Source organism: Microcystis aeruginosa NIES-843 (assembly GCF_000010625.1).
Classification (GTDB): Bacteria; Cyanobacteriota; Cyanobacteriia; order Cyanobacteriales; family Microcystaceae; genus Microcystis; species Microcystis aeruginosa.
The window spans coordinates 3,303,031-3,328,484 of record NC_010296.1 but is presented as its reverse complement, the minus strand read 5'-3'; the positions used below and the strand labels follow the sequence as shown (position 1 = coordinate 3,328,484).

Genomic DNA, 25,454 nt, shown 5'->3' with positions numbered 1-25,454 from the left:
ACCCCCAACCCCCCACCCCCCTTATCAAGGGTAGGGTTGATTCATAAATCAACCCTACCCGACATCGTAGAGCAGGGGGGGGTGGGAGAGGGGAGTATTTAGAAAACGGGTTTCTTTCAGAAACCCGTTTTCTAGGGGTGGGAGTATGTCAAACTAAAAAGTAAAGCTTAGACAGCCTATCTTTATCATGCCAGATCAGCCAATCTCGATCGCCCAATACTACCACGAGCGGACCAAATACGACCCCCAGACGATCGCCTCAAAAAGTAAAGGTCTTGATTGGAGTCAACAACCCCATCCCTTCAAAGAATACAAAATCGGTCAGACTTTCGATCTCAAACCCTACCTCTCCCGTCAAACAGTTCCCCAAAAAGGAGACTTTTGGCGACGTATATCGCGAATTTTGGGCTGTAGCTATGGGTTAACTGCCAAAATCGCCACTATGGGGAGTCCCTTGTACCTACGTTCCGCACCCTCTGCTGGTGGATTATACCCCGCCGAGGTCTATCTGATCTCCCGTGGCACGGAATTTTTACCCGCCGGTCTCTACAGTTACCAAGGTCAAAGTCACTCGCTGCTTTTATTCTGGGAAAGTGATGTCTGGACCAACCTACAATCTGCTTGTTTCTGGAATCCTGTTTTAGAAAATACCGATATCGCTGTAGTTACCAGTGCCATTTTTTATCGGTCCGCTTGGCGCTACGAAGATCGAGCTTATCGGCGTATTTTCCTCGATACAGGGCATTTATTAGGCAATATTGAGTTATCAGCCTCGATTAATGACTATCGCGCCCATTTAATCGGTGGTTTTAACGATATCCAGATGAATGAATTGCTTTATCTCGATTCCGAGAAGGAAAGTGTCATGACGGTGATTCCTTTGGCAGATCTGCTCAATATCCGGCAAAATCTCCCCCATAGTACCACGGCACTCCCTTCGGCAACCACGACTCTTTATCCCGAAATTCCCGAGGGAGAATTATTAAACTCCCTACACCGAGCCACTATCATAGCTACAGATGAGAAGATAGAAGCAACTGTTACCCCCTCTAATTGGGAAGATAAATATAATTTTCCTTTTTGTCTAAAAGTTTCCGTGACATCCCGTCCCGTCAATTGGGGGGAAGATTTAATCGCTCTCGAAAGTACGATTCTTAAACGCAGATCTACCCGCGCTTATAGTGGTGCTAGTCTCAGTTTAGACGAATTGCGAGCGCTGCTGCATTTCACCTATCAACCCCAAGATTATGCCGGCCAAAATCTCGATCCCAATCCCGATTATTTCGATCTAGATTTATTGGAAACTTTTATCGCTGTTTCGGCAGTAACTGGATTAGAGGAAGGCTGTTATTATTATGCTCCTAAAGCCCAAGAATTGCGGCAAATTCGCTTTAAAAATTTCCGGCAAGAGTTACATTATCTCTGTTTAGGTCAGGATTTGGGACGGGATGCGGCCGCTGTGGTTTTTCATACGGCGGATCTGTCAAAAGCAGTGGCTAAATATGGCGATCGAGTTTATCGTTATCTTCATGCAGATGCGGGACATTTGGGACAGAGATTAAATTTAGCGGCTATTCATCTGGGGTTAGGGGTTAGTGGTATCGGTGGTTTTTTTGATGATCAAGTTAATGAAGTGTTAGGAATTCCCTCCGATGAAGCAGTTATCTATATCACTACTTTAGGCCGACCGAAAGTTTTTTAAGGTGAGTTTGAACCCCTGAAGGGATGACAAGGAAGCGGGAGCATCTCACTTACGCGATAAGTAATTATACTTAGCCTAAAAGCCACTCTTAATCGTGTCTTGGAACGAAATAGAGGCTTTTAAAGACTGCGTACATGGAGAATTAAAACAAGAATTACCCTCGAAAAGCCTATTTTTCCACTAAGTATTTATGCTCATTGCAAAGGTGAGATGCTCCCAAGGAAGCTGAGGTCATTGTACTCGGTACCTTGACCGGTTTACTTTCTCCCTTGGACATATTTTGTTTAAAGGTTAATCCAACTACGGACCATCTGTCGGGGTTTTCCTGAATTTTTAAAAGCGGTTCTATTGTGGCATAAAAAGCGATTATTAATGTAAAATACATCACCTTTTTTCATTTTGAAGCGGACTGTATTTTCTGGTTTTGAAAAAAAGTCGTCGATGATGTCGAGTGTTTTTGTGATAGCTTCCGGTTGCGCTATTTCCAGTTTGGAGTAAGCGACTTCAATCCAGTACCGCATATAACGAAAAACCAGACCCTGAGAATCGGCTGAGAATAAGGGGAAATTATTCTTTTGAATAGCTTCTTGAGAATTAATCTCTCCAGGTGTAATCACATCGCGCGCCAAAGGTTCGTAAAGATAGGGAACTAGGTCTGTATGGTGTTGCCAGAAATATTGATACAAATTGGCGGCGTTTACTACCAGGGAATCTCCTCCCTCATCCGCGGCAGCAAGACACAGTAAGCCAACAAAATCAGGGAAGTAGTTTTTGGCTGTACTATCGGTATGATAGCCAGTTTCTGCATTCGTCATCGAAACGGGTATAGCTTTTTTAGTGTAATCCATTCCTCGATCGATTACATCAAAAAAATAGCCATAGCGGTGGTTTAGCAGTCCAAAAATGCGAGAAATAAAAGCATAAATTAACCGCATTTCTATTTCTGTTAATTCCGGTTCTAATCGGAAAATAATTATGCCTGGTTTCTGGAGCAATTTCTCACGAAATGGTAGGAAAAAATCAAGATTTTCATTGACTGTTTCCTGTCCTATTTCGTTGGGTTTTTCAAGCCATTTGTGATTGCTTCTTTTTAGTAAATCTGAGACTAATGATTCTGGTACATGAAAAAATAGTTGAGAAGGATCAGGCAATTTTTTCCAAGTCAGTAATGAAATATTAGGATCAAAAATTGGTCTAATCATTTTTGAATTTTGAAAGCAACGTGAAGGGGAAGGTCAATGAGCGGAGTAAAAAATTCTGGGTCTAGTTCTAAATGTTCCTGATTAATTTTTAGTTCATAAACTTCTGGCATTTTTGTGAAGGCTGCTAAACGAAGAGATGTGAAGTAATCTTCCATAGTTTTATGAACACATTGCACGGCGACGGCTTTTCTATCTCGGCGCCAAATCTCACCGGGGAATAATTGATTGCGTCCGGAAAAATAGCCAGCTTTCGGTTTAAAATAAAAGGGAAACTTATCTTTTTTCAGAAAAGGTAAAGAGGGATGGGGGACGGCGAACAGGAAATAGCCACCGAATTTCAAAAGTTGGTAGGCTTTCTGCATCGTGCTAATAGTTTCTGAAACATTTAAGTAGTTGAACAGAAACATAGCCAGAACTAAATCGTATTGTTCGGACTCAGTGACCGCAAAATCACGAATATCACCAGCTTCATAGGAAGCATTAATAATCTGATGCTCGTTTTTTTGAATCAAGGCCTGCTCGATCATTTGCGATGAAATATCAATCCCATGAACAGATTGAGCGCCTCGGTTAATTAACTCTCTTCCTACATAACCTTCCCCACAGCCTAGATCTAATATATTCTTGTTGACAATCGGTTCACATAAATCAATGACAAAGGGACGTGCGGAGTAATCAGAAAGCAAAATCGGTTCTACTCGTTTCCAGTCTCCTGCGCTTTCGTCGTAAAGTTTTTTGGTTTCTTGTGTTGCTTTCATACCCATCTAACGTGATAAAATTTGCACTAATTTTGTTTTAGTCTAGCACTGTGTAAGTAATTACCCATAAAACTTTTACCAGTTAATCCAAAATCAGCTATCGCCAGAAAAATTAGCTCTTCTTCTCCTAAGTTCACAGATTGATGCACACACCAACGGGGAATAACAGCAAAAGTACCTGGTTCGACCTCGTTTTCGTATTGATCAACAATAACTTTTCCTTGACCCTGAAGAAATACAAATACGGTTTCATGTGCGTGTCTGTGCATTTCATTCGCCTTTCCTGGCTTGACTATAACTAGGCGTGCATCTAAAACTTCTAGATCAAATGGCAGGCGAAATACGTTAAAATCAATATTGAGTTTATCAACCTTATTGTTGTATAAGGCTTCTAAGTTGCTGGCGCTGATTGTTGAAATAAGCTCTTTACCTTCTTGCACATGAGTCAAGCTTTTTTGTTCATTAATTTTTTCGGTCAAGCCTCCGAGACGCATCGTTTGAAAATCATGGTAAAGTTGTGAAGCAAGCCTTAATATTGTTTGAGAGCATTGGCATTCACCAGATGGATTTTCAAGCCAATTTAACAAGTTCAGAACTTCTTCCTTGTGCTTTTCCGTTTGCATCCCGTATAGCAAAAGTGAACTCAATCCGAGTAGTAGTTTTTCCACTGGAACAGTAGATAAGTCTTCCGTCAATCCAATACGCACGTCATTGATTTGATGCAATAAAAGTTCCTGTTCCTGATTAGACAGCTTTTTGCCTTTAATCATTTTAGTGAAAAGCGTAACAATCTTGAGTTGGTCTGATGAGGTCAAAGATTTATCTAGTGCCAACGCACGTTCATACATATTGTCCCAGTAAGCAGCACGTAGATTTAAGGCTTTTAACATTCCTTTCCGTAATTCCAGAACAGCCTGTTCGCTTTCACTGGCTAATTCTTTAGCAATCTCAACTAAAGTTAAGCTGTGTTCATCCTCCACTTCTGTATGTAAAGGAAAAAATACATATTGCTGCAAGGATAATGATGTATGTTTTTTGATCGCTTCAATAATGTGTTTGTAGATAAATTTAACAACAGATTCAGTCCCTAAACCTATCGCTCCAATAGCTTGGAGTGAACTTCCATTCTGGAGCAGCGATAAGAATGATTCACGCCAGATTTCCACTTCAACACAAGGCGTTTGCGTGCTATCTACTCCCATCGCTTCTTGAAAACGCTTGAATAACTGTGGGTGAGGAATTTCCTGTACCCACTCGTCCTTAATACTTAATTTACGGATTGCTTCGAGATCTTCATGGTGTAGATGTCCGTTTTCTTCAGCTAAGTTCTTCAGCAGGTGATTTCGATGAGTGGGATTTTCTAGCTTTGATATTACTGCTGTTAAATAACGGGAAAACCAGTCACTATAAGCTCCGTATTGACTGGCAAAGTCTGTCAGAACTTCATCAATATGTTGAAATTCTCCTTTTTCTAAAGCCAGTAAATACGGATGATTAATCGCTCGATGGCTTAGTGCTTCCTTGATTAAATTTTCCATTTTTTCTCATCCCCCGATAGCCGCCCTCTTTTAAATACCATCACAAAATTGGCCAATTGTCAATAGCGTTTGAGATGCGCTCCCCCTGAAAACAGATCATTCTTGATTAAGATTCTCTGAGACTTTCTCTCTCTAATTCGATTAAATTATCGATTTTTTTTAGCTTGGTATCCCCAGCAAGATAACCGATCCCGCGATGTAAATGTAAGCGAAATTGTTGAGTTAGAGTTTCTTTATCGGTTCCTAATCCGTCTTGATGACAACGTTGTTTGAGGGCAATTAAGAAAATATCGGCCATTTCTCCCCCGAATACTTTCCAGGATAATTCTACATTGCTATCGGCAGGAATGGGAACGGGAGAGGGGAGACTCGGTTCAGCAAGGGAACGACAAAAAGCCCAACGACAGAGGATATTCCATTGGTCAATTTTGGTGTAGCGTTTTAATTTTATTAGGCTATCTTTGGCGGTTTGAGATAGTCGAAAACGTTCGATCGGTGATTCCATAATCTATAATTTTACCTCGCTCTGACTGATGAGAAAATAGTTAGTCATTCTCAATCCTGTTTAATAGGAGAGTGGGAAGTGGGGAGCTTTTTTTCAGTGATCGGTAAACAGTGAACTGATAACTGATAACTGATTCAATGTCTCAAGTTAATTGGGCGAGAATTTTTTGGGAATTTATCTCGGTCATAATCTTACCAAAAGTAGCGATCGGGGTGAATAGTAGTTTGACGTTGTTGGGAATTATATTCTAGCAGGTATTTTCTGGCGATTACTTCCTGTTCTTCTAATAAGAGTAGCTCATTTTGTCCAATTTCTGTATCGGTAGAAAGGAGGATGACTTGAGAGGAAGCGGCGGGAAAATAACGTTCAACTAAATTATGGCGATGGGAAGAATCTAAACGTCCGAGGGGTGTATCGATAGCGATGGGTAAATCTCGTCCGGAGACTCGCGCTAATCCCCACAAAAAAGCGATCGCTAATAGTTGTTTTTCTCCGGCAGAAAGACGGTGTTTAGGCACATTTTGTCCATCGGGACCAAAGAGAGATAGACCAAAAGTATCAGCATCGATCGCTATTTTCTGCACCAGATCGGACTTATGCAATAAATAACGAAAACATTCCGCCACTTCTCCCTCTAATCTATTTAATTTTTTTAAAGTTAAGCGTTCTTTAAATAATTTTAAAGTTTGCTGTGCTTTGACAATAGCATTGACGATATGTTCGTTACTTTGCGATTCTAAAGCTTTCTCACTATAGGCAAATAATTCTTTTTTAGTTTTCTCAATTTTCTTTTTGATTTCCTCATAATTTTTGTGGCTTTGCTCGTATTCCGCTTGAGCATTTAGATACTTTTTCTGAGCGGTTTTTAAGTTATTACTCAGGGTTTCGTATTCTTCGGGAGAGGCTGCTACTGCTAATTCTCGCTCTAAATTATCTAAGTCAGCTTCCAGATTTCTTAATTGTTCTATTGCTTGATGAGCGAGGTTAATTTGTGCCGGTAGTTGATGGGTTAAGACTCGATTTAATAACTTGATCGCCTCCTCGTCTAAATCTAAGTAAGGAGTAATCAAAGAATCGCTATCCTCAGCTAAAAACTGATTTTCTTGCTGTAAAAATTCTCTAATATTGTCTAATTGTTCTAAAGTTAAATTCAGTTGTTCTAAATAAGCAAGTAACTTTTTATCTCTGGATTCTAAAACCGATTGAGCGACTTGAGACGATTGAAATTTTAGCTCTTTTTCTCCCTGAATTTTAGCCGCTTCTAGGAGAGGAAAAATTAACTTTAATGGTAAAAATTCCCCCGCCAATTGACCTAAATACTCTCTCTGTTTATCTAACTTTTTATCTAAATCCTTTTTTCTGCTCTCTAATTGACTTCTTTCGGCGGCAATTTTTCCGCCATCAATGCGAAATTTATCCGAGACTGCATCAAAATCATTTCTAACCAAATCTAAATTTTTTTGTTGAGTTTCCATCTCTTGTCTAGCCAATTCTAAATCTTCTTGGTACTGAGCTAATTTTTTCTCGATAGCTTCAATAGTTGCCAGTTCATTTTCTGCTGCTAATAACCGGCGCTTGCGACTAGCTAAGATATCGAGATCAACTGCTAATCTTTCCGCTAATTCTAACCCTAATAAAGTCTGCATCGAATCCTTAACGCTGTCAGGAGGTACATCCTGTTCTGCCAATTCTTTTACCTGTTCCCCATCAAATAAAAAGAGGTTAGAAATACCCAAAGGTAATAAAGTTTCAATATATTCATCCCAAGTATTAGCTAAGGCGGGATCGGGCCAATCTTCATCTAAAATACCGAGGGTATCCCTACCATCTTTGGGCTGTTTTGTCCAGTATCTAACGATACGATATTGTCGCCATTGTTCATTAACTAGATGTTCAAAAGCCAGTTCAATTCTAGCTTGATCGATGAGGGAAGCTTGATTATTAACTGCTTGACTGAGAAACTCGGCATAACTTAAATTATTGCGAGTAGAACACTTTGCCCGCGCACCGTACAAAGCCAAACGAATCGCATCCATTAAAGTAGTTTTACCGCCGCCATTCATGCCTCCCAAAAGGATAATCGGACAGGGATTGTTGTCTTTTTCGGGACGTAAATTAATCACTTGACGACCGGCGTAGGGACCGAAATTTTGCAAAACTAATTCAGTAAAAATCATTAACAGTCAGCCTTATTTAAGTCGAAAGTTTTAGGAAATCTCCTGTAAAAATTATACCTGAAAAAGTGCCGCAGATATTTTTTTACACCCAAGAAAAAACCCCAGACTTTATACTATAGCATTGATCACCATCGCCTAGATATAATCAAGGTTTCCTGATTTTTACTTTCCAGTTTATTACTGGGCATGAGCCTATTTTTTGAAAAAATCGTTATGATCGGCGTGAAAGTGCCAACACAGGGGAGAAAATTGCTATGATCACGATCGGCGAATATTTATGCCAGCGTCTCCATAATTTAGGGGTTAATCATGTTTTCGGGGTGCCGGGGGATTATGTCCTCGATTTGATGGATGTTTTGGTGGAAAGTCCGATCGAATTAGTTTGTACCTGTAATGAGCTTAACGCGGGTTATGCCGCCGATGCCTACGCGCGAGTCAAAGGGATGGGTGCTGTCTGTGTCACCTACGGAGTCGGGGGATTTAGCCTGGTTAATGCTGTGGTCGGTGCTTACGCTGAAAGAGTTCCCTTGGTGGTAATTAGTGGGGCTTCCGATCGCTCGATTCGCCGGGATAATTTATTATTACACCACACCACGGGCGATTATAATCTGCAATTGTCCATCATGGAAAAAGTCACGGTTGCCTCGGTTATTCTCACTAATTCCGCCCAAGCAGCCAGTCAAATCGATCAAACTTTAGCCGCTTGTTTGCATCACAAACGTCCCGTGTATATCGAAATTCCCCGGGATCTAGTCTATCGTCCCTGTATCCCCTCAGAAAAGCCAATTTATTTAACCGATAATCTCACGGATGCCGCCGCTTTAGAAGAAGCCATTGAAGAAGCGGCTTTTTTATTAGAAAAAGCGGAAAAACCAATTATTTTAGCAGGGGTAGAATTCCATCGGTTTAAACTCCAGGATAAGTTGCTGAAACTTTTAGAGGTAACGGGTTATCCCTTAGCCACCACTATTTTAGGTAAGTCGTCAATTTCGGAAATGCAGCCGCAATTTATCGGCACTTATGTGGGGGCATTAAGTCGCGAATACGTTAGTCAACGGGTGGAAAATGCCGATTGTGTCCTCTGTTTAGGGGCGATTATGTCCGATATGAATTTAGGCGGATTTACGGCTAATTTAAATCCCAATAATTTGATTAATGCCAATTCCGAGAAGATAAAAATTAAACATCACTTCTATCAACCAGTATTCCTAGGGGATTTTATCGAGGGTTTAATTAATAAGCTAAGTCACAAAGAAGCGGCTACACTAGAGATTAAACCCGCGGTCGAATTGAAGAATTTAGAATTCATCCCCGTGCCAGAGCAAAAATTAACTAATGCTCGTTTTTATGAGCGAATGAATCATTTTATTGCTCAAGAATCTTTTGTTATTTCTGATACAGGGGACGCAATTATTGCCACAATTGATTTATTAATGCCCCAAAAAACCGACTTTATCGGTCAAGCATTTTATCTCTCTATTGGTTATTCAATTCCCGCCTGTTTAGGAGTAGCTTTTGCCGCACCCAATACTCGTCCTATCGTCTTTGTGGGTGATGGTGCTTTTCAAATGACCGCCCAAGAACTTTCGACAATTATCCGTCACCATCTCAATCCAATTATCTTTTTAATTAATAACGACGGTTACACGATCGAGCGGGTAATTCAGGATAATATTTATAATGATCTACAACCGTGGAAATATCACCAATTACCAGCAGTATTTAACGGGGAAAGTTGGAGTTGTCAAGTCGGGACAGAAGGGGAATTAGAAAAGGCTTTATCGATTGCCCAGGGTAACATCGATCGCCTATCATTTATTGAAGTACATCTCGATCGTTTTGACTGTTCCCAAGGCTTAACTCGTTTAGGTCAAGCTTTACGTTCACCCCATGCTTAGACTGGTTATGCTATTAGGTTTTGACTGTGTGAAGCTGTCCTAAGACACCAGACTGAAACTCTTTTGGCTCCCAAGAGTCAACAATTAAGATACAATCGGTATCTTAATCAAAGTGTGATGGTGACAACCGCAACTAAAAACCCTATGAATGCTTTATGGAAACAAATCACTCTATTGAACTTTTCCCCCGCTTCTTGGTCAAAATATAGCTATCTGCATCGTTTCGTCGGCCTTTTTAGTCAATGGCGACAGGGTAGCCAGTTTGTGCAGTGGACAGAACTGATGGGTGCGCTGTTAATCTCTCTCCTTATCGCCACTGCGCCGTTTTTCTCCACCAGTCAAATCGGTTTTTTATTGTTAGCAATAGCCGGTTATTGGCTACTCTTAACCCTTGTGGATGAAGGCAAAATCGGGGTAACACCGATTCACATTTTAGTGCTTTTATACTGGGGAATTGCCACGGTTTCCACGGCTTTTTCTCCCGTTAAAACCGCAGCTTTGGAAGGATTAATTAAATTAACTCTCAATCTCATCTTTTTTGCCTTTACCGCCCGAATCATGCGATCACCACGCCTAACAAATTGGATTCTGACTACTTTAGTTTTAACCGCCTTAGCAGTGAGCGTTTACGGCATTCGTCAGCAAATTTTTGGTGCGGAACAGTTAGCAACTTGGAACGATCCCACTTCCGAATTAGCGGGAGATACTAGGGTTTATAGTTATCTCGGTAATCCTAATTTATTAGCTAGTTATTTATTCCCTGGTATTGCTTTTAGCGCTGCAGCCTTGTTTGTGTGGCAGGGATGGCTACCGAAAATTTTAGCGGCTTTACTAACTTTAGCCAATGCCGCTTGTTTATTTTTTACCGAGAGTCGTGGCGGTTGGATTGGTTTGATGGTCTTAGGAATCGTCTTCTTATTGCTATTATTTTATTGGTTCAAAAATTATCTACCGTTATTTTGGCAAACATGGCTTTTACCCTTAGTTTTAGGGGGTTTAGCCGTGATGATTTTAGGGGCGATTTTATTGGTGGATCCGCTGCGAATTCGGGTGATGAGTATTTTTGCAGGACGGGAAGATAGTAGTAATAACTTTCGGATTAATGTTTGGGATGCAGTTATCCGCATGATTCAAACCTATCCACTTTTGGGCATCGGACCGGGTAATGATGCTTTTAAGAAAATTTACCCCCTATTCATGAAGCCAAAATACACGGCTTTAAGTGCCTATTCTGTGCTATTAGAAATCATGGTAGAAACGGGAATTATTGGTTTTACCTGTTTCCTCTGGTTATTAGTCACAACTATCGGCCAAGGCATCCATCAAATTAAACTTTTACGGGATAAAATGGATAGTCAAGGCTTTTGGTTAATCGGGGCAATTGCCGCTATGGCTGGAATTCTTGCCCACGGTTTTTTTGATACAGTTTGGTATCGTCCCCAGGTTAGTACCCTCTGGTGGTTAGTTTTGGGTTTAATTGCTAGTCGTTGTGGCGTTGTCAAGTTTGAAGATGATGGCGCATCAGAGCAGACTTGAAAACGCTTTAAGAGTAAGGCTCTCGTTGTGTCGCAATTCATTCTTCATATTCTGATCTGACAACGCCAGTCGTTGTTATTCCCCCGCTAGGGGCTTTAATCGTGGCAATTCTCTCCTCTAAGAGGGCGAAATGGGGAAGCATTGAGGAGTTATTTCAGATTACGGATAGGGCTTGAAGGGTATTTGAGGCGCGTGTGGGCGAGGGCGATTATCAAGAAAAATTACAAAACCTCCATCTTACCATCTCTCGGTGGCCAAAGCAAGAGATAATTAAATTAGATCGTTTCCCAGTTTCTTCCGCGCTTGGCGGAATTTCCTAACTGCTTCATCTATAGCGGTTTTCACAGAAGTGAGTCCCGATTGAAACGCTGAAACGCCTATCTATCAAGGGATTTACTATACCTCATTAGACTGAAAACCGCTATATACGTCGGTTCCTCTATCCATCTGGCACAGACAAATCCTGATTGGATAAGCCTTTCGGCGTGGAGAATGTAAGTAGTCATGCAAAATAAATTTCCTAGTGAAGACAGGCAAGAGGCAATAGGCAAGAGGCAAAAGCTTTATCGAAATGTGTAATTAATTTTGCTTAGGTACTTACCAGAACAAACATCAATCCGCCGTATTGGGCAAGAATTGATACTTTAAAGGAGGTATTTATGAGTTGGCAAGACTTTATTAAAGCAGTTGAAAGAGCTGACTTTGAGTTTGAATGGCAACGTCCATTAATTATTGCTCAATCCATTTTAGAAAGTGGTCGAGGGACAACAGATTTAAGCCGTTATAAAAATATGAACGGCATGAAATATCGGAAATCAATAGCAGTTCCTGGTGCTGAAAAATTCTGGTATAAAACTGACAGTGAACCAGATCCACCAGGCGGTGATTGGTTTTTCAAATTTGATACCTATGAAACAGGGATAGATGTTTGGAAGAAGTTCTACTTCCGTAAAGATGAAGACTGGATTCCCTACCCCAAGGTGTATGAACGCGATCCTAAAATCTTAAAAGATGCTCGTTCTTTTCTAAGCTATATCGGACCGATTTATTGTCCTTATTTTGAAGATTCTCATGATGTTAGCTATGCAGACTACATCATGAATCGATGCTATCCAGAAGCACAAAAACTTTTACGAGAGATTGGAGGAGACAAGTTTATGTTATTACAAGTAGGCAGTCAAGGGTTACAAGTTGGACAATTACAAGCCAAACTTAATGAAATTGGCTTTAACTGTGGTCGGGTTGACAAGATTTTTGGACCCAAAACCAAACAGGCTGTTGAAAATTTCCAACGGGATCATTTAGGGGAATCGGAAGTAACAGGGATAGTAGATGAACGGACTTGGAATCAGATTATGGACCATCCTTCTGTTCGTCCAGCTTCTGTTTTAATTGATCCTGGTCATTCCCCCATCCATTCAGGTACTGATGCAAAAGATGGGACTCCTGAATATGAGATGAATCTTTTGCAAGCCAAGATCGTGAAAGCGGAACTAGATAAAGCAAGCATTTCAGCCGAGATTTTCGATCCAGCAAGCGATCCGCGCGATCTGATCGGACAAAAAGCCGCAGATCATTCCATGTTTCTCAGTTTGCATCACAATGCTACGGACAGAAAACCTCACTACACTTGTGTAATGGTTCACCCAACCAAAGCTAAACCAAAATCGATCGCTTTTGCCAAAAAACTTTCGACTTCGGTTGCTAATGCAATTGGACAAAGGGATTTTGGTGTAATGGAAAATGGTGTAACCGTTCTCTCTGAGTCTGAAGACACGAATTGTCCGATTTGTGTTCTGTGTGAGAGTTACTTTTTAGATGCCATTGATACACGAGCAGAAGCCGAAAAACTATCTACCGAAGCGGCTTATGCGATTGCGTCAACGGTTATTGCTGAACTGCAACCTGCATAATCAAAGCGGCTCTCTTGTTTATTATGGTAGAACATTTTGTCCGCAGTAATCAAGAGAGCCATCAAACTTATAAGGTGGCGTAAGTGTTCTGAAATTAAGTAGTAAGATAGAGGGGATGAATTATGAATAATAATGAAGAGAAAAAAGGATGAGTTGGCGGTAGCGTAACCCTTGCGGGCGTTGGGTTTCATGCTTCAATTTAACCTACGTTCATCTTATATTTAATTCCACCCACCTACTTAATTGATTTTAACGATTGGTGTAAACAAAAGTCCGAAGATAAAGAAGGTAGATATTTTAAATGCGAGTAAATCTAGTCGGTTTTTAATGTCAAACTAAAATTATCTTTTATCCTTGGGAGGAAATCAATATGTCTCAGTTATGGTCAGATAAAATTGTTTCTGCTATACAAGCAGGAAGGAGCATTTCCCATTCCTATAAACCAACTCAATCACGCATCAAGATACTCAGTAACGGCGCTGTTTACATCAAAGCTGATATGGATACGGATGCTGATGGTTCACCTCGCGCACGGACTATTGATCCCAAATATGGTCAACTGCCAACATCTCTCCGCAAGAGCAAAGGTTGGCGAGGAGATGCTGAGTATGTCAATGCAGAAACCATTCCCTATTATGTTTTACCCGGAAATTTTGCTTCAGTCTCCGGTGTAACTTGCAAACTAGGAGACTTAGCTCTTGTCCGTTGGCAAGGACAGGAAATCTTGGCAATTTATGCTGATCAAGGACCTAGCGATAAAATTGGTGAAGGCTCGATCAAACTGGTTGAAGCATTGGGAGAAAACCCTTGGAATGCTGGTAAAACTGAGATTATTAGTGGAATCGAATTTGGAGTTGAGTACCTGGTTTTTCCAAAATCAACTGCTACACGACCTATCCCATCCTCTTTTGATGAAATTCAATCTGTGGGTCTAGAAGTCTTTCGAGAATATTTTGGTGACGTAACCTACTCCATGACGCAGGAAGAAATGCAAGAAAAGGCCGGTGAAAATGATGTTGAGGTTTGGGAGATTATCAATGCGCCAAACTTTAAAACCTTGACTGATTTGAATTTACGTCCTTCTGTTGGTACAGGCTCACCGCCTATCACCACTATCCCTATAAATACAGTGATCAAAAGTCTGGTTGACTCTAGTTCTCAAAGACCGAAAGTTTTTCATGTTGGTTTTGGCAATAGTGGTTTATGGCTGATGGTTGAATATAACAACCAAAAAGGGTTTGTTAGAGCTTCTAAAAATTACATACTTCCGTGGTATCAAAATTGATTGATGATCGCATTCAGAGAGGTAATTTTACAGAAACTTAATCTAGCCTATACAAGATCGGGCGATCGCTTTTCTAGCAAGGAGGAAGGGAACGATCATTGAAATTGAATTAGCAACGATAGACATACATTTCCGTTATCGAACTGCTTGATTAGTACAGAACATAAAAGCAAGCTGTGATCGGGTGATAATTTTTAGAGATGTCCACTTTTGGTTCCACATTGTGAACAAAACATTGTTTTCTCCTGAGAGGAGATTTTCCGTGGACTCACTAAATGTTTTTACCCCAGCCTTGAGTTAGCTAAGGCAATACTAGCAATTAATAGATCGGCTCTACCAATTTGGCAGAATTTAGAAATACCCTGTAACTTACCGTTCATCAATAACTGAAATTTAAGCATAGATGCGATCCTCGATCGCCACCGATTGCAGAAGTCTTTCCACGATAGCTTTAGCTTGACGACCGTGACTAGGAATCAGACGATGGCAGAAGACGTAGGGAGTAATCAACTTAACATCATCGGGGATAGCATAATCACGACCTTCGAGGAAAGCGTAAGCTTGAACTGCTTTTTGCAAAACCACACAACCCCGGGGACTGACTCCTAAACTAATATCTTCGTGATCACGGGTAGCGCGGACTAAATCGACGATATATTGCTGTAAAGTGGGAGCGACCCGAACCAGACTGACTAATCTTTGCAATTCTCCCACCTGTTCTAGGGAAATACAAGCTTCTAGGGATTTAACCGTCTCTTGAGAATGCTGTCTTTGTAACATTTTTAATTCTTCTGCTGCGCTGGGATAACCCAAACTCAGGCAAACGGCAAAACGGTCCATTTGTGCTTCTGGAAGCGGAAAAGTGCCTTGATATTCGATCGGATTTTGGGTGGCGATAACAAAGAAGGGTTGGGGGACCGGCCGCGCTTCTCCATCGACGGTAACTTGTTTTTCTTCCATGACTTCTAGAAGTGCCGATTGAGTGCGCGGGGTGGCCCGGTTGATTTCATCGGCCAACAGGACGTTAGCAAAAGCGGGGCCGGGGATAAATTCAAATTCGCGACTGTTGGGGTTCCAAATCGTGGTTCCCGTGATATCACTAGGCAGGAGGTCAGGGGTGCATTGTACCCGTTGGAAACGACCGTTAATTGAACGCGCTAAGGATTTGGCTAACAGGGTTTTGCCGACTCCGGGTACATCTTCCAGGAGAGCGTGGCCACCACTGAGTAAAGCCACCAGCACAATGCGAATCGATTCGGTTTGGCCAACGATGCTCTGGCTCAAATTTTCCATCAAAATATCAATAGCGTCTCTCATAGTACAAATGGGGGATTTTGTCAAGAAGATTAATGTTAAGTTTTTTTGATCTTAACGATTCTTTTCCTAATTTGCCCAAACTAGCGAGAAAAGTTGACAGACAATGGCGGGAAATTTTCTGCTAGGGAGCTAATCGGGGTTAGGGTTGGGAGCATGAAGAAAATTAGTTAAGAATTGTTGCCAGTGGGCGAAATCAAGATTTTAAGTCGGTTCAGTACGGTAAAATCGAGAAGAATTTCTCTTAATCAGTGAAGATGAAAGCCAGTTCACTCGTTTTTAGTCTTGTTTTAGGAATCGCTGCCAGTACATTAACCAATAGTTTACCCGAAAATTTGACTTTCAATTCTCGGAAAATATTGGCTCAAGATCAGGCTCCTTCCTGTCCCCTTCCTCCAGATCTTGCCATCACTTTTCGCAATAGTGAATGTCAGGCAATTACCCTAGAAAAACCCCAGACTTTCTTCCGTTATTATAGTGACGAAAATTACAAAAAAGGTCGTTTTCTAACAACGGATCAATATACCACCAATGTGGAGGTGATCAGAAATTTAGCCCTCGATCAAAAGTGGAATCCTCCCAATCAAGCGACCAAAGTGGTATCGGTGACTTTACCTGCGGGAACAACGGTTTATCAAGGAATTGTCGCCCCCCAGAATCCGGCTGATTGTTATCCCGGTGGTGGTCAGCAAACTTTTATTAAAGACTCGCGAGATGCCAATATACAATGGGGAGAGGGGCGAGCAATAACGGTTACATCTCTTTCCTGTCGCTAGAATATTATGGAAACGAACATGAGGGAATTAGTTCAATCAATTGACCAAGCTATTACCGTGGCCGAACAGATGCGGGAAACAGAAAGATCGACTCGGATTGAGGGTTTAATTTCTGTCCTGAAAACCATCAAAAGTCAGGCGTTAGCTGGTCAATTACCACCGTCTCAAGGCATTGTTACCCTAGGATTAGCGCGAGAAGTAGCTGATTGGATCGATTCCCTCGATTCTCCTTTATTGAAAGCGGTGGGTAAAGTGGAAAGAGAATACCAAAAATATTAGGAATTGTCAGTTACAGAAGTTAGAATTAATCGAGAGCGATCGCAGTCTATCTCGATCTGATTTTTTAATCGATCGAGAGAATTAAATTTCTGTTCTGGTCGCAGGAATTGCACTAAATCCATCGTTAAAATACGATCATATACATGGCCCGACCAATCCAATAAATGGATTTCCACACTGACAGTTTTTCCCTCAATCGTGGGACGATAACCGATATTCATAACTGCCGGTAAGCGAGAACCATCAAGAGGCACCCAACCGCAATAAACCCCGAATTGCGGCAATAATTTATCGGGGGGAACCTGTAGATTAGCGGTATGAAAACCTAATGTTCTGCCCAGCTGTTGCCCGACGACCACGCGACCGGTTAAACTGTAGGGACGACCTAACATTTGCCCAGCTTGCTCAACGTTTCCTGCTGCCAAAGCTTGACGAATTAGGGAACTACTAATCCGACCCGCCCCACAGTTTTTTAAACCAACAATCTCGACTTTAATATTAAATTGAGAGGCGATCTGTAATAAATCTTCGGCTGTACCTTGACGACGATAACCGAAGTGAAAATCTTGACCAACACTGATCGATTTAGCCTGTAATTTTTCTACTAAAATCTGTTCGACAAAAGCCAAGGGAGTCAGGGAAGCTAATTCAGCCGAAAAAGGCAGTAAAACTAATTGTTTAACGCCTAAATTCTCTAAAACCTCCACCTTTTCCCCTAGAGGAGTTAATAATTGCCATTTTTCTCCCGTAAAAAATTCCCGCGGGTGGGGAGTAAAACTAACAACGGTGGGATAAGCGGGTTCATCCTGAAAAATTGGCTGTAGGACGGTTTGATGACCTAGGTGCAAACCATCAAAGTTACCAAGAGCGATCGCACTGGGGGCTAAAATACGGGTATTAGGGGAATCTACAATCCACACGCTGGCTCTAAGAACAGATACAAGAGAATAGTTCAAGCGATTAATCTTGAGTGTAGCCTTTTGATTCTATATCAATCGGGCGATCAAGCCAAAAAAACGCCCCCAATTACTTGGAGTCCTTTGGAAGCTTTAGCAAATTGAACGTGAACGATCCCGGTGCGATCGGCCCAGAATTCCCAATTAATTGCACCAGAAAGATGAGGGAAACAAGCATTCATTAATTGTTCAGTTCGTTCTTCTCTTGGCCGTCTGTGGTGGTTCTTCGTGCTTTTGTGGTTTCCCAATCTGAGCGAGCATAAGGTTCTTGTTTTTGTTTCTTTTGTTCTAATTTTGTTGCTAATCATAGACGATCTTCTTGAGAAAGAGCATCAATAACTTGTCAAAATGATAACAGTATCACAAATTTATTGTTTTTTTTCCAACATCTATAAAGATCAAGATAGAGCGCTCCCGAAAGTATCTAGCCAAAGGCGAGCGCACTTTAGTTAACTAAAGGTTTACCATAGTAGGGTGGGCGATTTTTATACCACTTATTTTATTTATTGTGTATAATTGAGATGGTGACGACTAATTTTGAATGGGATGAAGATAAAGCTAAGATAAATCTGAGAAAACACGATATTTCTTTTAATGAGGCTAAAACTGTCTTTGAAGATACCTATTCTTTGACTTTAGATGATCCTACTCATTCAATCTTAGAAGATCGTTTTTTGACAATTGGTTATTCTATTCAAAACCGCTTGCTTTTATTTGTTCATGCTGAAAGACAAGAAAACATCAGAATCATTAGTGCTAGGACCCGCATTTCTCACAAAAAGTACGATCACCAACCCCCGAAGCCTTACAAAATCTGGGTTTTGACTGGGTGATCGCCTTGTAGCAAAAACGACAGTGTGTTGTTAGGATTCAACTTAAGCTCATCATCAATTAGACCTTGAAAAAAGAACAAATTTAAAATGCGTATTTTTAGGTTAATTAGTTGATAAAGTCTCAATTTTAAGTAGAGAATGAAGTCAAAAGCTTGCTATAATTTAATCATTAAAACTATTTAAAGTATGTCAAGTTTATGACTCCTAGTTCAGACCAGTCTCGACTCAATCAATTAAATTTTGGAAACCTCAATGGAAGACAAGTAATCGCTAATTTTGAGGGAGGAAAAATCACCTCAGATGCAGGAATTATTTTGATGGCAGAGTTAGACCAAAAGCTAAAAATAACGGCTCGGTTTGCCGAATGTTTTCGAGATTATCGAAATTCATCCTATCTAGATTATTCAGTTCATGAACTACTCGCACAAAGAGTTTATGGGATAGTTTTGGGATATGAGGATGTCAATGATCATGATAAATTACGTCATGCTCCAGCTTTAGCAATAGCATTGAAAAAACTAAATTTTATTGACTCAGCCCAAGCAAATTTAGCGGGAAAAAGTACAATTAATCGACTAGAATATTGTCCGGAAACAGTCATCAATCAAGAGAACAGTCGTTACCATAAAATCGAGCCTAACCCCAAAGAAATTGAAAAAGCTTTTGTGGACATCTTTCTAGAATCCTACAAAAAGCCACCGAAACCAATTATTTTAGACATGGATGTCACCGATGACCAAGTGCATGGAAATCAAGAGGGAGCGTTTTTCAATACTTATTATAAAGGAGTGTGTTATGCTCCTTTGTATATTTTCTGTGAGCATCATTTATTAGTAGCTAAACTCCGGTCTTCTCATGTAGATACTGCTGGGGGAGCATTAGAAGAATTGCAGCGAATAATCGGTATAATTCGAGAAAAATGGTCAGATACGCAGATATTAGTACGAGGAGATAGTGCCTATTCCCGTGAAGATATCATGAAATTTTGCGAAAGTCAAGCAGGAGTTGATTATGTTTTAGCAATGGCAACGAATAGTCAATTAAAATTACGAGCGACCGATGTAATTGAGAAAGCTAAGGCAGATTACGAGCAAAGACTTCAGCCAGTTACTGAATTAATGGAGACGTTATTTTCTCCCGATGAAGAGTTAGGAGAATTGGCGAAATTGGTACCAGAATCGACTTGGTATCGTTCCCTATGTTATCAAACCCAAAAATCCTGGAGCCGTTCAAGAAGAGTGGTGACAAAAGTTTGTCCTGGTAGTGAGGGCGTAAAAATTCGCCACGTTGTGACTTCTTTACCTGCATCAAAGATTCCCCCATCTAAACTTTACACTGAAAAATATTGCCCCAGAGGTGAGAGGTCAAATCGAATTAAAGAGCAACAATTAGACTTATTTGCTGACCGGAATTCGACACAGACATTTGAGAGTAATCAATTAAGACTTTGGTTGTCATCAATGGCTTATGTTTTAATGCAAGCTTTTCGTCAAAATTGTTTGGCTAAAACTTCTTTTGCCAAAGCGACAGTGGGAACAATTCGCCTTAATTTCCTTAAATTAGGAGCTAGAATTACTGTTAGTGTCAGAAGAATTTTAATCGCAATTGCCAGTTCTTGTCCCTATCAAGATATTTTAGCGATAGCTTACTCTAGAATTCAAGCGATAGCGGGAACTGGATAAGTTGAAGAGTTTTCAAAGATCATTAAATAGTCTTAAAAATGGCTGCTTATAAATTCAGCTAACTTTGTCGTGAACATTTTCCCTAATTGACGGAATTTTTCCAGTAATTCAGGAATTTTTTGATTAGTTTAGTCAGATTATTCCTTGATAACTAAGCGGGTTTCTCTTATTTTTGAAAAACACCAACTTTTAACCTCCAAATTAGGTTCTTAATTCAGTTTGTGAGAAATGCGGGTAGGAGAGTAACTAAACATGAAAGAAAAATCTACGAACAAAGTAATCAATGATCCCCTCAAAGATAAAGGATGAAATGTTAGATGATTATTCTCAGGTTTTAACGGAGTCTCATTTAAAAAGTGCAGTCAGAGGAAAGTATGCTCGATCTTTAGCCGATAAGGATGCTTCTACCGTTAAAATTATAGGAGAAAATGAAGAGAGATATGTTAACATGAAAACCATTTAAGTTGAAGCATTCGTTAACAATGAAGGTCAATTAACCGTACAAGTTCCCTCAAATTTAACAGAAGGACAATATCAGGCGGGAGCATCTCACCTTTGCAATGAGCATAAATACTTAGTGGAAAAATAGGCTTTTCGAGGGTAATTCTTGTTTTAATTCTCCATGTACGCAGTCTTTAAAAGCCTCTATTTCGTTCCAAGACACGATTAAGAGTGGCTTTTAGGCTAAGTATAATTACTTATCGCGTAAGTGAGATGCTCCCTATCAGGCTGTATTGATTATAGAAGAACCCAAAAATGAAAATCAATGATCTTAGAATAGATAAAATCCCAAAAAAACACCCCCAATCACTTGGAGGCTTTTTCAGAAAAAATAACTGTTATTAACCTTCTGCTAATTTCAGATCCCGCAGGGCGCTAATATCCACTTGAATCGATGGCCCCATGGAGGAAGAAACGTAAACCGTGCGCCAGTAACGCCCCTTGGCCCCGGAAGGCCGGTTTCTGTCCACCGTTTCCTGTAAAGCTTTCAAATTGACTAACAGATCCTCGGCACTAAAAGAAGCTTTACCAAATTGAACGTGAACGATACCGGTGCGATCGGCCCGGAATTCCAATTTACCCGCTTTAAACTCAGCGATTGCCCCGGTTAAATCCGTGGTTACGGTTCCCCCTTTCGGTGAAGGCATTAAACCCCGCGGACCGAGTTGACGACCTAATTTAGCCACTTTCGGCATCATATCGGGGGTGGCGATCAAAACCTCGAAATCCATCATCCCCTTGGCGATTTCTTCGATTAATTCTTCCGAACCAACGATATCGGCCCCGGCGTTGTTCGCTTCCTGTACCTTTTCCCCGCGAGTAATGACCGCTACTCGCACCGTGCGTCCGGTTCCTTTGGGTAAACTTACCGTTGTCCGCAGTTGTTGGTCGGTATATTTAGGATCGATACCTAAACGAATATGAGCTTCGGCGGTTTCGTCGAATTTCGCCGTCGCTAATTCCTTTAATAATGTCAGTGCCTCTAATGGCTCGTAGGCTTTATTTTCTACCTTAGCCTGGGCATCTCGCAAACGTCGTGAAACTTTTTTTACCATCTGATTTGTTGCTCCTTGGGTAATAACGAAGCTTAACTTCTCCCCGAAATAAGATTTAGTCTGAGATCTTGACACCCATATTTCTGGCCGTTCCCGCCACAATATTCATGGCCGCTTCGATGTCGTTAGCGTTAAGATCGGGCATTTTAGTTTGGGCGATTTCCCGTAATTGGTCGCGGGTAATGGTGGCGACAAATTTCTTGTTGGGTTCGTTGGAACCTCTTTCCACACCGGCCGCTTTGCGGATGAGAACGGAAGCGGGGGGAGTTTTGAGGACAAAGGTAAAACTACGATCCTCAAAAACGGAGATTTCCACAGGGATGATCATCCCAGCCTGATCGGCGGTTTTAGCGTTGTAATCTTTACAAAACGCCATAATATTCACCCCGTGTTGACCTAAAGCAGGACCCACGGGAGGAGCAGGGTTAGCCTTACCAGCAGGTAAAGCTAGTTTAATAATTGCGACGACTTTTTTAGCCATGATTTAGTTTTGTTTTTCGACTTGATTAAATTCCAATTCGACCGGGGTATCCCGACCAAAAATGGAGAGCAGGGCCTTGAGTTTGCCGCGCTCGGGACTAACTTCGATCACTTCCCCTTCAAAGTCCTTAAATGGACCAGATAGAACCAAGATTTGATCGCCAACTTCCATATTGATTTTGACGACGGGTTCTTGAATCTGAGCTTGTTTGAAGATGCGATCGACTTCTGACATACTCAAGGGTAGCGGGGTGACGTGACCGCGGCCGCGTCCGTAGTGGCGCTTTTGTTCGGCCCCGACAAAATTGATCACGTGGGGGGTGTTTTTTACCACCTGCCAAGCGTCATCATCCATGATCATTTTGATCAGGACATAACCGGGGAAGACTTTTTCCTCGCCATGTTGCCGTGAACCATCCTTGCGGACTTTGACGGTGGCCGCTTGGGGAATCTGGACTTGCAGAATGCGATCGGCCACATCGAGGGTGTGGATGCGCTGTTCCAAATTAGCTTTGACCCGTTTCTCACAACCAGAAGCCACCTGCACGGCATACCAACGGGGTTTTTTCGGTAGGTTGCTGAGATTGACTTCTTCGGGAAACTGTTCTTCTTCTAGATTCATGGGAACACCTTCCCCGCACCCCAGGCAAAGAATTTATCGATCAGATAGATGAGAGTGGCTACCAAAGTCACCATTAACATCACGGCCGCTGATTCACTCAAAAGTTGCTGACGGGAAGGCCAGACGACTTTGGCGAGTTCTTCTTTGCTTTCATTGACGAATTCCTTGACCTGAAAGGAGCTTCCCTCTTTCTTGTCGCTCGTGTCTTTTTCTAGGGTTTCTTTTTTGGCCACGATCGCTACTCCTTAAAATGATACTCAAGCTATCCTTAACTTATCATTTTCACCGGACAACCCACACTAACCCCCAGACATTTAGATCATGTCCTTTGCAGTTATCGGCTTGGTGATTACCAAACGCGCCCTGGAGGACTTGAACCCCCGACATCAGGTTTTGGAGACCTGCGTTCTACCAACTGAACTAAGAGCGCCCATTCGCTAAACTATTTGGCTTTTTTAAGGCCTTTATTTATTATAGCGTAGTTGTTGGCGATTGAGCAACTTTCTTGGTTAGGCTGTCGCCGGAAAATTTTTAGAGAGGGCGATCGAAACGTTCTTGTACCCTGGTGGCTTTGCCAACCCGATCGCGCAGATAGTAGAGTTTCGCCCGACGTACTTTACCACGACGGATGATCTTGATACTGGCAACCCGCGGCGAGTGGAGCAGGAAGACTCTTTCTACTCCCACACCCTGGAAGACTTTGCGTACTGTAATCGTTTCGTTGATACCGCCATGGCGTTTGGCGATGACAATGCCCTCGTAGGGCTGAATCCGCTCTTTATCTCCTTCAACGATTCGCACCCCTACCCGGATCGTGTCACCGACATGGATAATGGGCAGATCGCTCTTGAGATACTCGGCTTCGATTGATTTGATAATCTCTTCCGTTTTCATCGGCTTTCGTAAAACTGACAGTTTTCCATCATACCATATTTTTTGAGTAAAAAGCAATAGCTATTAGCTTTCCTAACACTGAGCGTTGCTGACTTGCCGATGCTGTCACCAGATGTTAGGGTGATTGTCCCGGATTACGGTCATTATCAACCGGGAAGGCTCTTGCCCTTAACTGCCACTCTAGAGACGGTAATAAGCACATCTCTAGAGAATTTCTCTAATCCCTAATTAACTTCTCGAACCGCGATAAATGCGATCAGCTTGGGAGGGATCTAAATAATTATAGCCCGGTTTTTGGGTTGAGGAGCCATTCTTTTTCGCCACAGTATTAACCGCAGGAGTCGCTTTTTTTACGTCCGCATTAGTCCGGATATAATCCTCAGAAATCTTGAAGGGATGACTATTGGGAAGATGACGACTAGAGGGTAAATTGTCTTCTGCTTCGGGATGGGTAATTTTACTATGGGGAGCGACAAAATCGTGTAGGATGGGATCATAGGCTAAAATTTCGCCGGTTTCAATCCGAAAAATCCAACCGTGTAGGGACAATTTACCCTGATGTAATCGGGAACGAATAATTGGATAGGTTTGCAAATTACTTAACTGGTTGAGAACATTTTCTGCTACTGTCACCTCGATTAGTTCTTCTCCTTCTAGTTCTTTGTAATTATCCTTAACTAAACGTCGAGTAGCTTCTGCTTGCTTTAACCAATCGTAAACTAAAGGCATTTCATCGGCCAGACTTTGCAATTTTAACAAACCTTTCATCGCTCCACAATGGGAGTGACCGCAGATAATCACTTGCTCGATGCCGAGAGCGTTGATAGCATATTCTATAGATGCAGCTTCACCACCATTGGTTGCTCCGTAGGGAGGAATTATATTCCCCGCATTACGAATTACGAATAATTCCCCCACCTCCGCTTGGGTAATTAGGTTAGGATCGATCCTGGAATCGGAACAGGTGATAAACAGGATTCTCGGTTTTTGTCCGTGGGAGAGTTGCTCAAATAATTGCCGATGTTCATCAAAATAACCACTCTGGAACTTTTCTAGTCCCTGTAGGAGTTTCTTCATAATAATTTTTCTGGTTTAGTTTGATCGCTATTGAGTCGATCCTTTCAGCATTATCGGGCATGAGATAACAGCAATGCAACCGGCCAGATTAGCGATCGCTATCGGCGGCGAGATCGGTTATATCTTGTTAAGATAGGATACAGACTGTAAGCTGTTGACTATCTAAATTACTCGTTAAGATTGCAGGGGAGCGCTGGAGCTGCGGAGCAGGGAGAAGCAGTTTTAGCATTTGTACTAAAATTTTCAATACGCAGTTTAAATTCAGTACAGCTTATCTAAGCAAATTTTATTCTATGGAAACTGCAACAATTTTGGGTATTTTGATCGCTGCCGCTGTGGTGGGGATTACCGTTTTAGCTCTTGATACCGCTTTTGGACCGCCAGCTGCAGAATTAAGCGATCCTTTTGAAGATCACGAAGATTAATTCTTTAATAACCATGGGGCTATCTGCCAAGGAAAAAGTTGCTCAA

26 protein-coding genes and 1 tRNA gene are annotated in these 25,454 nt (G+C 41.5%); 12 read left to right on the top strand and 15 right to left on the bottom strand.

All coding sequences use genetic code 11. The features are described from left to right. Nucleotides 1–187: 187 nt before the first annotated feature. Nucleotides 188–1,702 carry a SagB/ThcOx family dehydrogenase gene (locus tag MAE_RS15955; RefSeq protein WP_012266495.1) on the top strand — a complete coding sequence of 505 codons (1,515 nt, stop codon included), beginning with the start codon at nt 188–190 and terminating at the stop codon, nt 1,700–1,702. Between the two features lie 284 nt (nt 1,703–1,986). Here the strand turns inward: MAE_RS15955 and MAE_RS15950 are convergent, their stop codons facing one another. From MAE_RS15950 to dndD, 5 genes are all read right to left on the bottom strand, one after another. After that, nucleotides 1,987–2,904: a TauD/TfdA family dioxygenase gene (locus MAE_RS15950; protein WP_012266494.1), complete on the bottom strand. Its 918-nt coding sequence runs from the start codon at nt 2,902–2,904 to the stop codon at nt 1,987–1,989. After that, the gene (locus tag MAE_RS15945) at nt 2,901–3,662 is read right to left on the bottom strand and encodes a class I SAM-dependent methyltransferase (RefSeq protein WP_012266493.1); all 762 of its coding nucleotides are present in this window, start codon (nt 3,660–3,662) and stop codon (nt 2,901–2,903) included. Before MAE_RS15945 ends, MAE_RS15950 begins: the two co-directional genes overlap by 4 nt. Before the next feature lie 26 nt (nt 3,663–3,688). Beyond that, nucleotides 3,689–5,200 (bottom strand): cupin domain-containing protein, encoded by a 1,512-nt coding sequence (locus MAE_RS15940; RefSeq protein ID WP_012266492.1) that lies wholly within the window; start codon nt 5,198–5,200, stop codon nt 3,689–3,691. Between the two features lie 106 nt (nt 5,201–5,306). After that, nucleotides 5,307–5,705: a DNA sulfur modification protein DndE gene (gene dndE, locus MAE_RS15935; RefSeq protein ID WP_002765973.1), complete on the bottom strand. Its 399-nt coding sequence runs from the start codon at nt 5,703–5,705 to the stop codon at nt 5,307–5,309. A 191-nt stretch (nt 5,706–5,896) separates the two neighbouring features. Next, complete coding sequence (gene dndD, locus MAE_RS15930; protein ID WP_012266491.1) at nt 5,897–7,882, bottom strand: DNA sulfur modification protein DndD; 1,986 nt, start codon at nt 7,880–7,882, stop codon at nt 5,897–5,899. 254 nt (nt 7,883–8,136) lie between these two features. Here dndD and MAE_RS15925 point away from each other — a divergent pair, with 254 nt between their 5' ends. From MAE_RS15925 to MAE_RS15910, 4 genes are all read left to right on the top strand, one after another. Further along, nucleotides 8,137–9,780 (top strand): alpha-keto acid decarboxylase family protein, encoded by a 1,644-nt coding sequence (locus MAE_RS15925; protein WP_002796891.1) that lies wholly within the window; start codon nt 8,137–8,139, stop codon nt 9,778–9,780. 144 nt (nt 9,781–9,924) lie between these two features. After that, entirely contained in the window at nt 9,925–11,316 is a 1,392-nt protein-coding gene (locus MAE_RS15920; RefSeq protein ID WP_012266490.1) for an IctB family putative bicarbonate transporter, read from the top strand. Nucleotides 11,317–11,975: 659 nt separating this feature from the next. After that, nucleotides 11,976–13,229 carry a peptidoglycan-binding protein gene (locus MAE_RS15915; RefSeq protein ID WP_012266488.1) on the top strand — a complete coding sequence of 418 codons (1,254 nt, stop codon included), beginning with the start codon at nt 11,976–11,978 and terminating at the stop codon, nt 13,227–13,229. A 370-nt stretch (nt 13,230–13,599) separates the two neighbouring features. Beyond that, entirely contained in the window at nt 13,600–14,514 is a 915-nt protein-coding gene (locus MAE_RS15910) for a glycoside hydrolase family 75 protein (RefSeq protein ID WP_012266487.1), read from the top strand. Nucleotides 14,515–14,907: 393 nt separating this feature from the next. On the opposite strand, the gene MAE_RS15905 is transcribed toward MAE_RS15910, so the two are convergent. Further along, nucleotides 14,908–15,831 carry an AAA family ATPase gene (locus MAE_RS15905; protein ID WP_012266486.1) on the bottom strand — a complete coding sequence of 308 codons (924 nt, stop codon included), beginning with the start codon at nt 15,829–15,831 and terminating at the stop codon, nt 14,908–14,910. Between the two features lie 254 nt (nt 15,832–16,085). On the opposite strand from MAE_RS15905, the gene MAE_RS15900 reads away from it, so the two are divergent. Both MAE_RS15900 and MAE_RS15895 read left to right on the top strand, forming a co-directional pair. After that, nucleotides 16,086–16,604: a hypothetical protein gene (locus MAE_RS15900; RefSeq protein ID WP_002761128.1), complete on the top strand. Its 519-nt coding sequence runs from the start codon at nt 16,086–16,088 to the stop codon at nt 16,602–16,604. Between the two features lie 6 nt (nt 16,605–16,610). Next, nucleotides 16,611–16,883, top strand: a complete 273-nt coding sequence (locus MAE_RS15895) for a hypothetical protein (protein WP_041804159.1) — start codon at nt 16,611–16,613, stop codon at nt 16,881–16,883. Here the strand turns inward: MAE_RS15895 and MAE_RS15890 are convergent. Continuing rightward, nucleotides 16,880–17,803: a bifunctional riboflavin kinase/FAD synthetase gene (locus tag MAE_RS15890; protein WP_041804158.1), complete on the bottom strand. Its 924-nt coding sequence runs from the start codon at nt 17,801–17,803 to the stop codon at nt 16,880–16,882. The genes MAE_RS15895 and MAE_RS15890 overlap by 4 nt on opposite strands. A gap of 83 nt (nt 17,804–17,886) precedes the next feature. Then, on the bottom strand, nt 17,887–18,021 hold the full coding sequence (locus tag MAE_RS35785) for a hypothetical protein (protein WP_269453925.1): 135 nt from the start codon (nt 18,019–18,021) through the stop codon (nt 17,887–17,889). Nucleotides 18,022–18,360: 339 nt separating this feature from the next. On the opposite strand from MAE_RS35785, the gene MAE_RS15880 reads away from it, so the two are divergent. From MAE_RS15880 to MAE_RS35145, 3 genes are all read left to right on the top strand, one after another. Beyond that, nucleotides 18,361–18,672: a BrnT family toxin gene (locus MAE_RS15880; RefSeq protein ID WP_012266483.1), complete on the top strand. Its 312-nt coding sequence runs from the start codon at nt 18,361–18,363 to the stop codon at nt 18,670–18,672. Nucleotides 18,673–18,869: 197 nt separating this feature from the next. Continuing rightward, nucleotides 18,870–20,354 (top strand): IS1380-like element ISMae9 family transposase, encoded by a 1,485-nt coding sequence (locus tag MAE_RS15875; protein ID WP_012264152.1) that lies wholly within the window; start codon nt 18,870–18,872, stop codon nt 20,352–20,354. A 310-nt stretch (nt 20,355–20,664) separates the two neighbouring features. Further along, a complete protein-coding gene (locus MAE_RS35145) occupies nt 20,665–20,817 on the top strand; it encodes a hypothetical protein (RefSeq protein ID WP_231859634.1) in 153 nt (50 codons plus the stop codon). A 379-nt stretch (nt 20,818–21,196) separates the two neighbouring features. Here the strand turns inward: MAE_RS35145 and rplA are convergent, their stop codons facing one another. From rplA to rplS, 6 genes are all read right to left on the bottom strand, one after another. Next, nucleotides 21,197–21,910 (bottom strand): 50S ribosomal protein L1, encoded by a 714-nt coding sequence (gene rplA, locus MAE_RS15865; protein ID WP_002796882.1) that lies wholly within the window; start codon nt 21,908–21,910, stop codon nt 21,197–21,199. Nucleotides 21,911–21,965: 55 nt separating this feature from the next. Beyond that, nucleotides 21,966–22,391, bottom strand: a complete 426-nt coding sequence (rplK, locus tag MAE_RS15860) for a 50S ribosomal protein L11 (RefSeq protein WP_002735897.1) — start codon at nt 22,389–22,391, stop codon at nt 21,966–21,968. A gap of 3 nt (nt 22,392–22,394) precedes the next feature. Continuing rightward, entirely contained in the window at nt 22,395–23,012 is a 618-nt protein-coding gene (gene nusG / locus MAE_RS15855; protein WP_002796880.1) for a transcription termination/antitermination protein NusG, read from the bottom strand. Further along, on the bottom strand, nt 23,009–23,245 hold the full coding sequence (secE, locus tag MAE_RS15850; protein WP_002761141.1) for a preprotein translocase subunit SecE: 237 nt from the start codon (nt 23,243–23,245) through the stop codon (nt 23,009–23,011). The genes nusG and secE overlap by 4 nt, the downstream gene beginning before the upstream one ends. 124 nt (nt 23,246–23,369) lie before the next feature. Beyond that, nucleotides 23,370–23,442: transfer RNA gene (locus MAE_RS15845), tRNA-Trp, on the bottom strand. A 101-nt stretch (nt 23,443–23,543) separates the two neighbouring features. Then, entirely contained in the window at nt 23,544–23,906 is a 363-nt protein-coding gene (rplS, locus tag MAE_RS15840; protein ID WP_002738040.1) for a 50S ribosomal protein L19, read from the bottom strand. Nucleotides 23,907–24,005: 99 nt separating this feature from the next. Between rplS and MAE_RS35780 the strand changes: the two genes are divergently transcribed. Further along, nucleotides 24,006–24,134: a hypothetical protein gene (locus MAE_RS35780; RefSeq protein WP_269453924.1), complete on the top strand. Its 129-nt coding sequence runs from the start codon at nt 24,006–24,008 to the stop codon at nt 24,132–24,134. Here the strand turns inward: MAE_RS35780 and MAE_RS15835 are convergent, their stop codons facing one another. Further along, nucleotides 24,135–24,983, bottom strand: coding sequence for a carbonic anhydrase (locus MAE_RS15835; RefSeq protein WP_012266481.1), 849 nt, complete (start codon nt 24,981–24,983; stop codon nt 24,135–24,137). It lies immediately after the preceding gene. A gap of 293 nt (nt 24,984–25,276) precedes the next feature. Between MAE_RS15835 and psbN the strand changes: the two genes are divergently transcribed. Then, entirely contained in the window at nt 25,277–25,408 is a 132-nt protein-coding gene (psbN, locus tag MAE_RS15830) for a photosystem II protein N (RefSeq protein WP_002799553.1), read from the top strand. Nucleotides 25,409–25,454 lie beyond the last annotated feature (46 nt).

Coding starts and splice junctions, on each gene's coding strand:
- MAE_RS15905 (WP_012266486.1), bottom strand. CDS start 15,831: ATGAGAGACGCTATTGATATTTTGATGGAAAATTTGAGCCAGAGCATC.
- MAE_RS15900 (WP_002761128.1), top strand. CDS start 16,086: ATGAAAGCCAGTTCACTCGTTTTTAGTCTTGTTTTAGGAATCGCTGCC.
- MAE_RS15835 (WP_012266481.1), bottom strand. CDS start 24,983: ATGAAGAAACTCCTACAGGGACTAGAAAAGTTCCAGAGTGGTTATTTT.
- nusG (WP_002796880.1), bottom strand. CDS start 23,012: ATGAATCTAGAAGAAGAACAGTTTCCCGAAGAAGTCAATCTCAGCAAC.
- MAE_RS15925 (WP_002796891.1), top strand. CDS start 8,137: ATGATCACGATCGGCGAATATTTATGCCAGCGTCTCCATAATTTAGGG.
- MAE_RS35785 (WP_269453925.1), bottom strand. CDS start 18,021: ATGAATGCTTGTTTCCCTCATCTTTCTGGTGCAATTAATTGGGAATTC.
- MAE_RS15895 (WP_041804159.1), top strand. CDS start 16,611: ATGGAAACGAACATGAGGGAATTAGTTCAATCAATTGACCAAGCTATT.
- MAE_RS15875 (WP_012264152.1), top strand. CDS start 18,870: ATGACTCCTAGTTCAGACCAGTCTCGACTCAATCAATTAAATTTTGGA.
- rplS (WP_002738040.1), bottom strand. CDS start 23,906: ATGAAAACGGAAGAGATTATCAAATCAATCGAAGCCGAGTATCTCAAG.
- MAE_RS15955 (WP_012266495.1), top strand. CDS start 188: ATGCCAGATCAGCCAATCTCGATCGCCCAATACTACCACGAGCGGACC.
- psbN (WP_002799553.1), top strand. CDS start 25,277: ATGGAAACTGCAACAATTTTGGGTATTTTGATCGCTGCCGCTGTGGTG.
- MAE_RS35145 (WP_231859634.1), top strand. CDS start 20,665: ATGTTAGATGATTATTCTCAGGTTTTAACGGAGTCTCATTTAAAAAGT.
- rplA (WP_002796882.1), bottom strand. CDS start 21,910: ATGGTAAAAAAAGTTTCACGACGTTTGCGAGATGCCCAGGCTAAGGTA.
- dndE (WP_002765973.1), bottom strand. CDS start 5,705: ATGGAATCACCGATCGAACGTTTTCGACTATCTCAAACCGCCAAAGAT.
- MAE_RS15950 (WP_012266494.1), bottom strand. CDS start 2,904: ATGATTAGACCAATTTTTGATCCTAATATTTCATTACTGACTTGGAAA.
- MAE_RS15880 (WP_012266483.1), top strand. CDS start 18,361: ATGGTGACGACTAATTTTGAATGGGATGAAGATAAAGCTAAGATAAAT.
- MAE_RS35780 (WP_269453924.1), top strand. CDS start 24,006: ATGCTGTCACCAGATGTTAGGGTGATTGTCCCGGATTACGGTCATTAT.
- MAE_RS15915 (WP_012266488.1), top strand. CDS start 11,976: ATGAGTTGGCAAGACTTTATTAAAGCAGTTGAAAGAGCTGACTTTGAG.
- MAE_RS15910 (WP_012266487.1), top strand. CDS start 13,600: ATGTCTCAGTTATGGTCAGATAAAATTGTTTCTGCTATACAAGCAGGA.
- MAE_RS15940 (WP_012266492.1), bottom strand. CDS start 5,200: ATGGAAAATTTAATCAAGGAAGCACTAAGCCATCGAGCGATTAATCAT.
- MAE_RS15945 (WP_012266493.1), bottom strand. CDS start 3,662: ATGAAAGCAACACAAGAAACCAAAAAACTTTACGACGAAAGCGCAGGA.
- MAE_RS15920 (WP_012266490.1), top strand. CDS start 9,925: ATGAATGCTTTATGGAAACAAATCACTCTATTGAACTTTTCCCCCGCT.
- rplK (WP_002735897.1), bottom strand. CDS start 22,391: ATGGCTAAAAAAGTCGTCGCAATTATTAAACTAGCTTTACCTGCTGGT.
- dndD (WP_012266491.1), bottom strand. CDS start 7,882: ATGATTTTTACTGAATTAGTTTTGCAAAATTTCGGTCCCTACGCCGGT.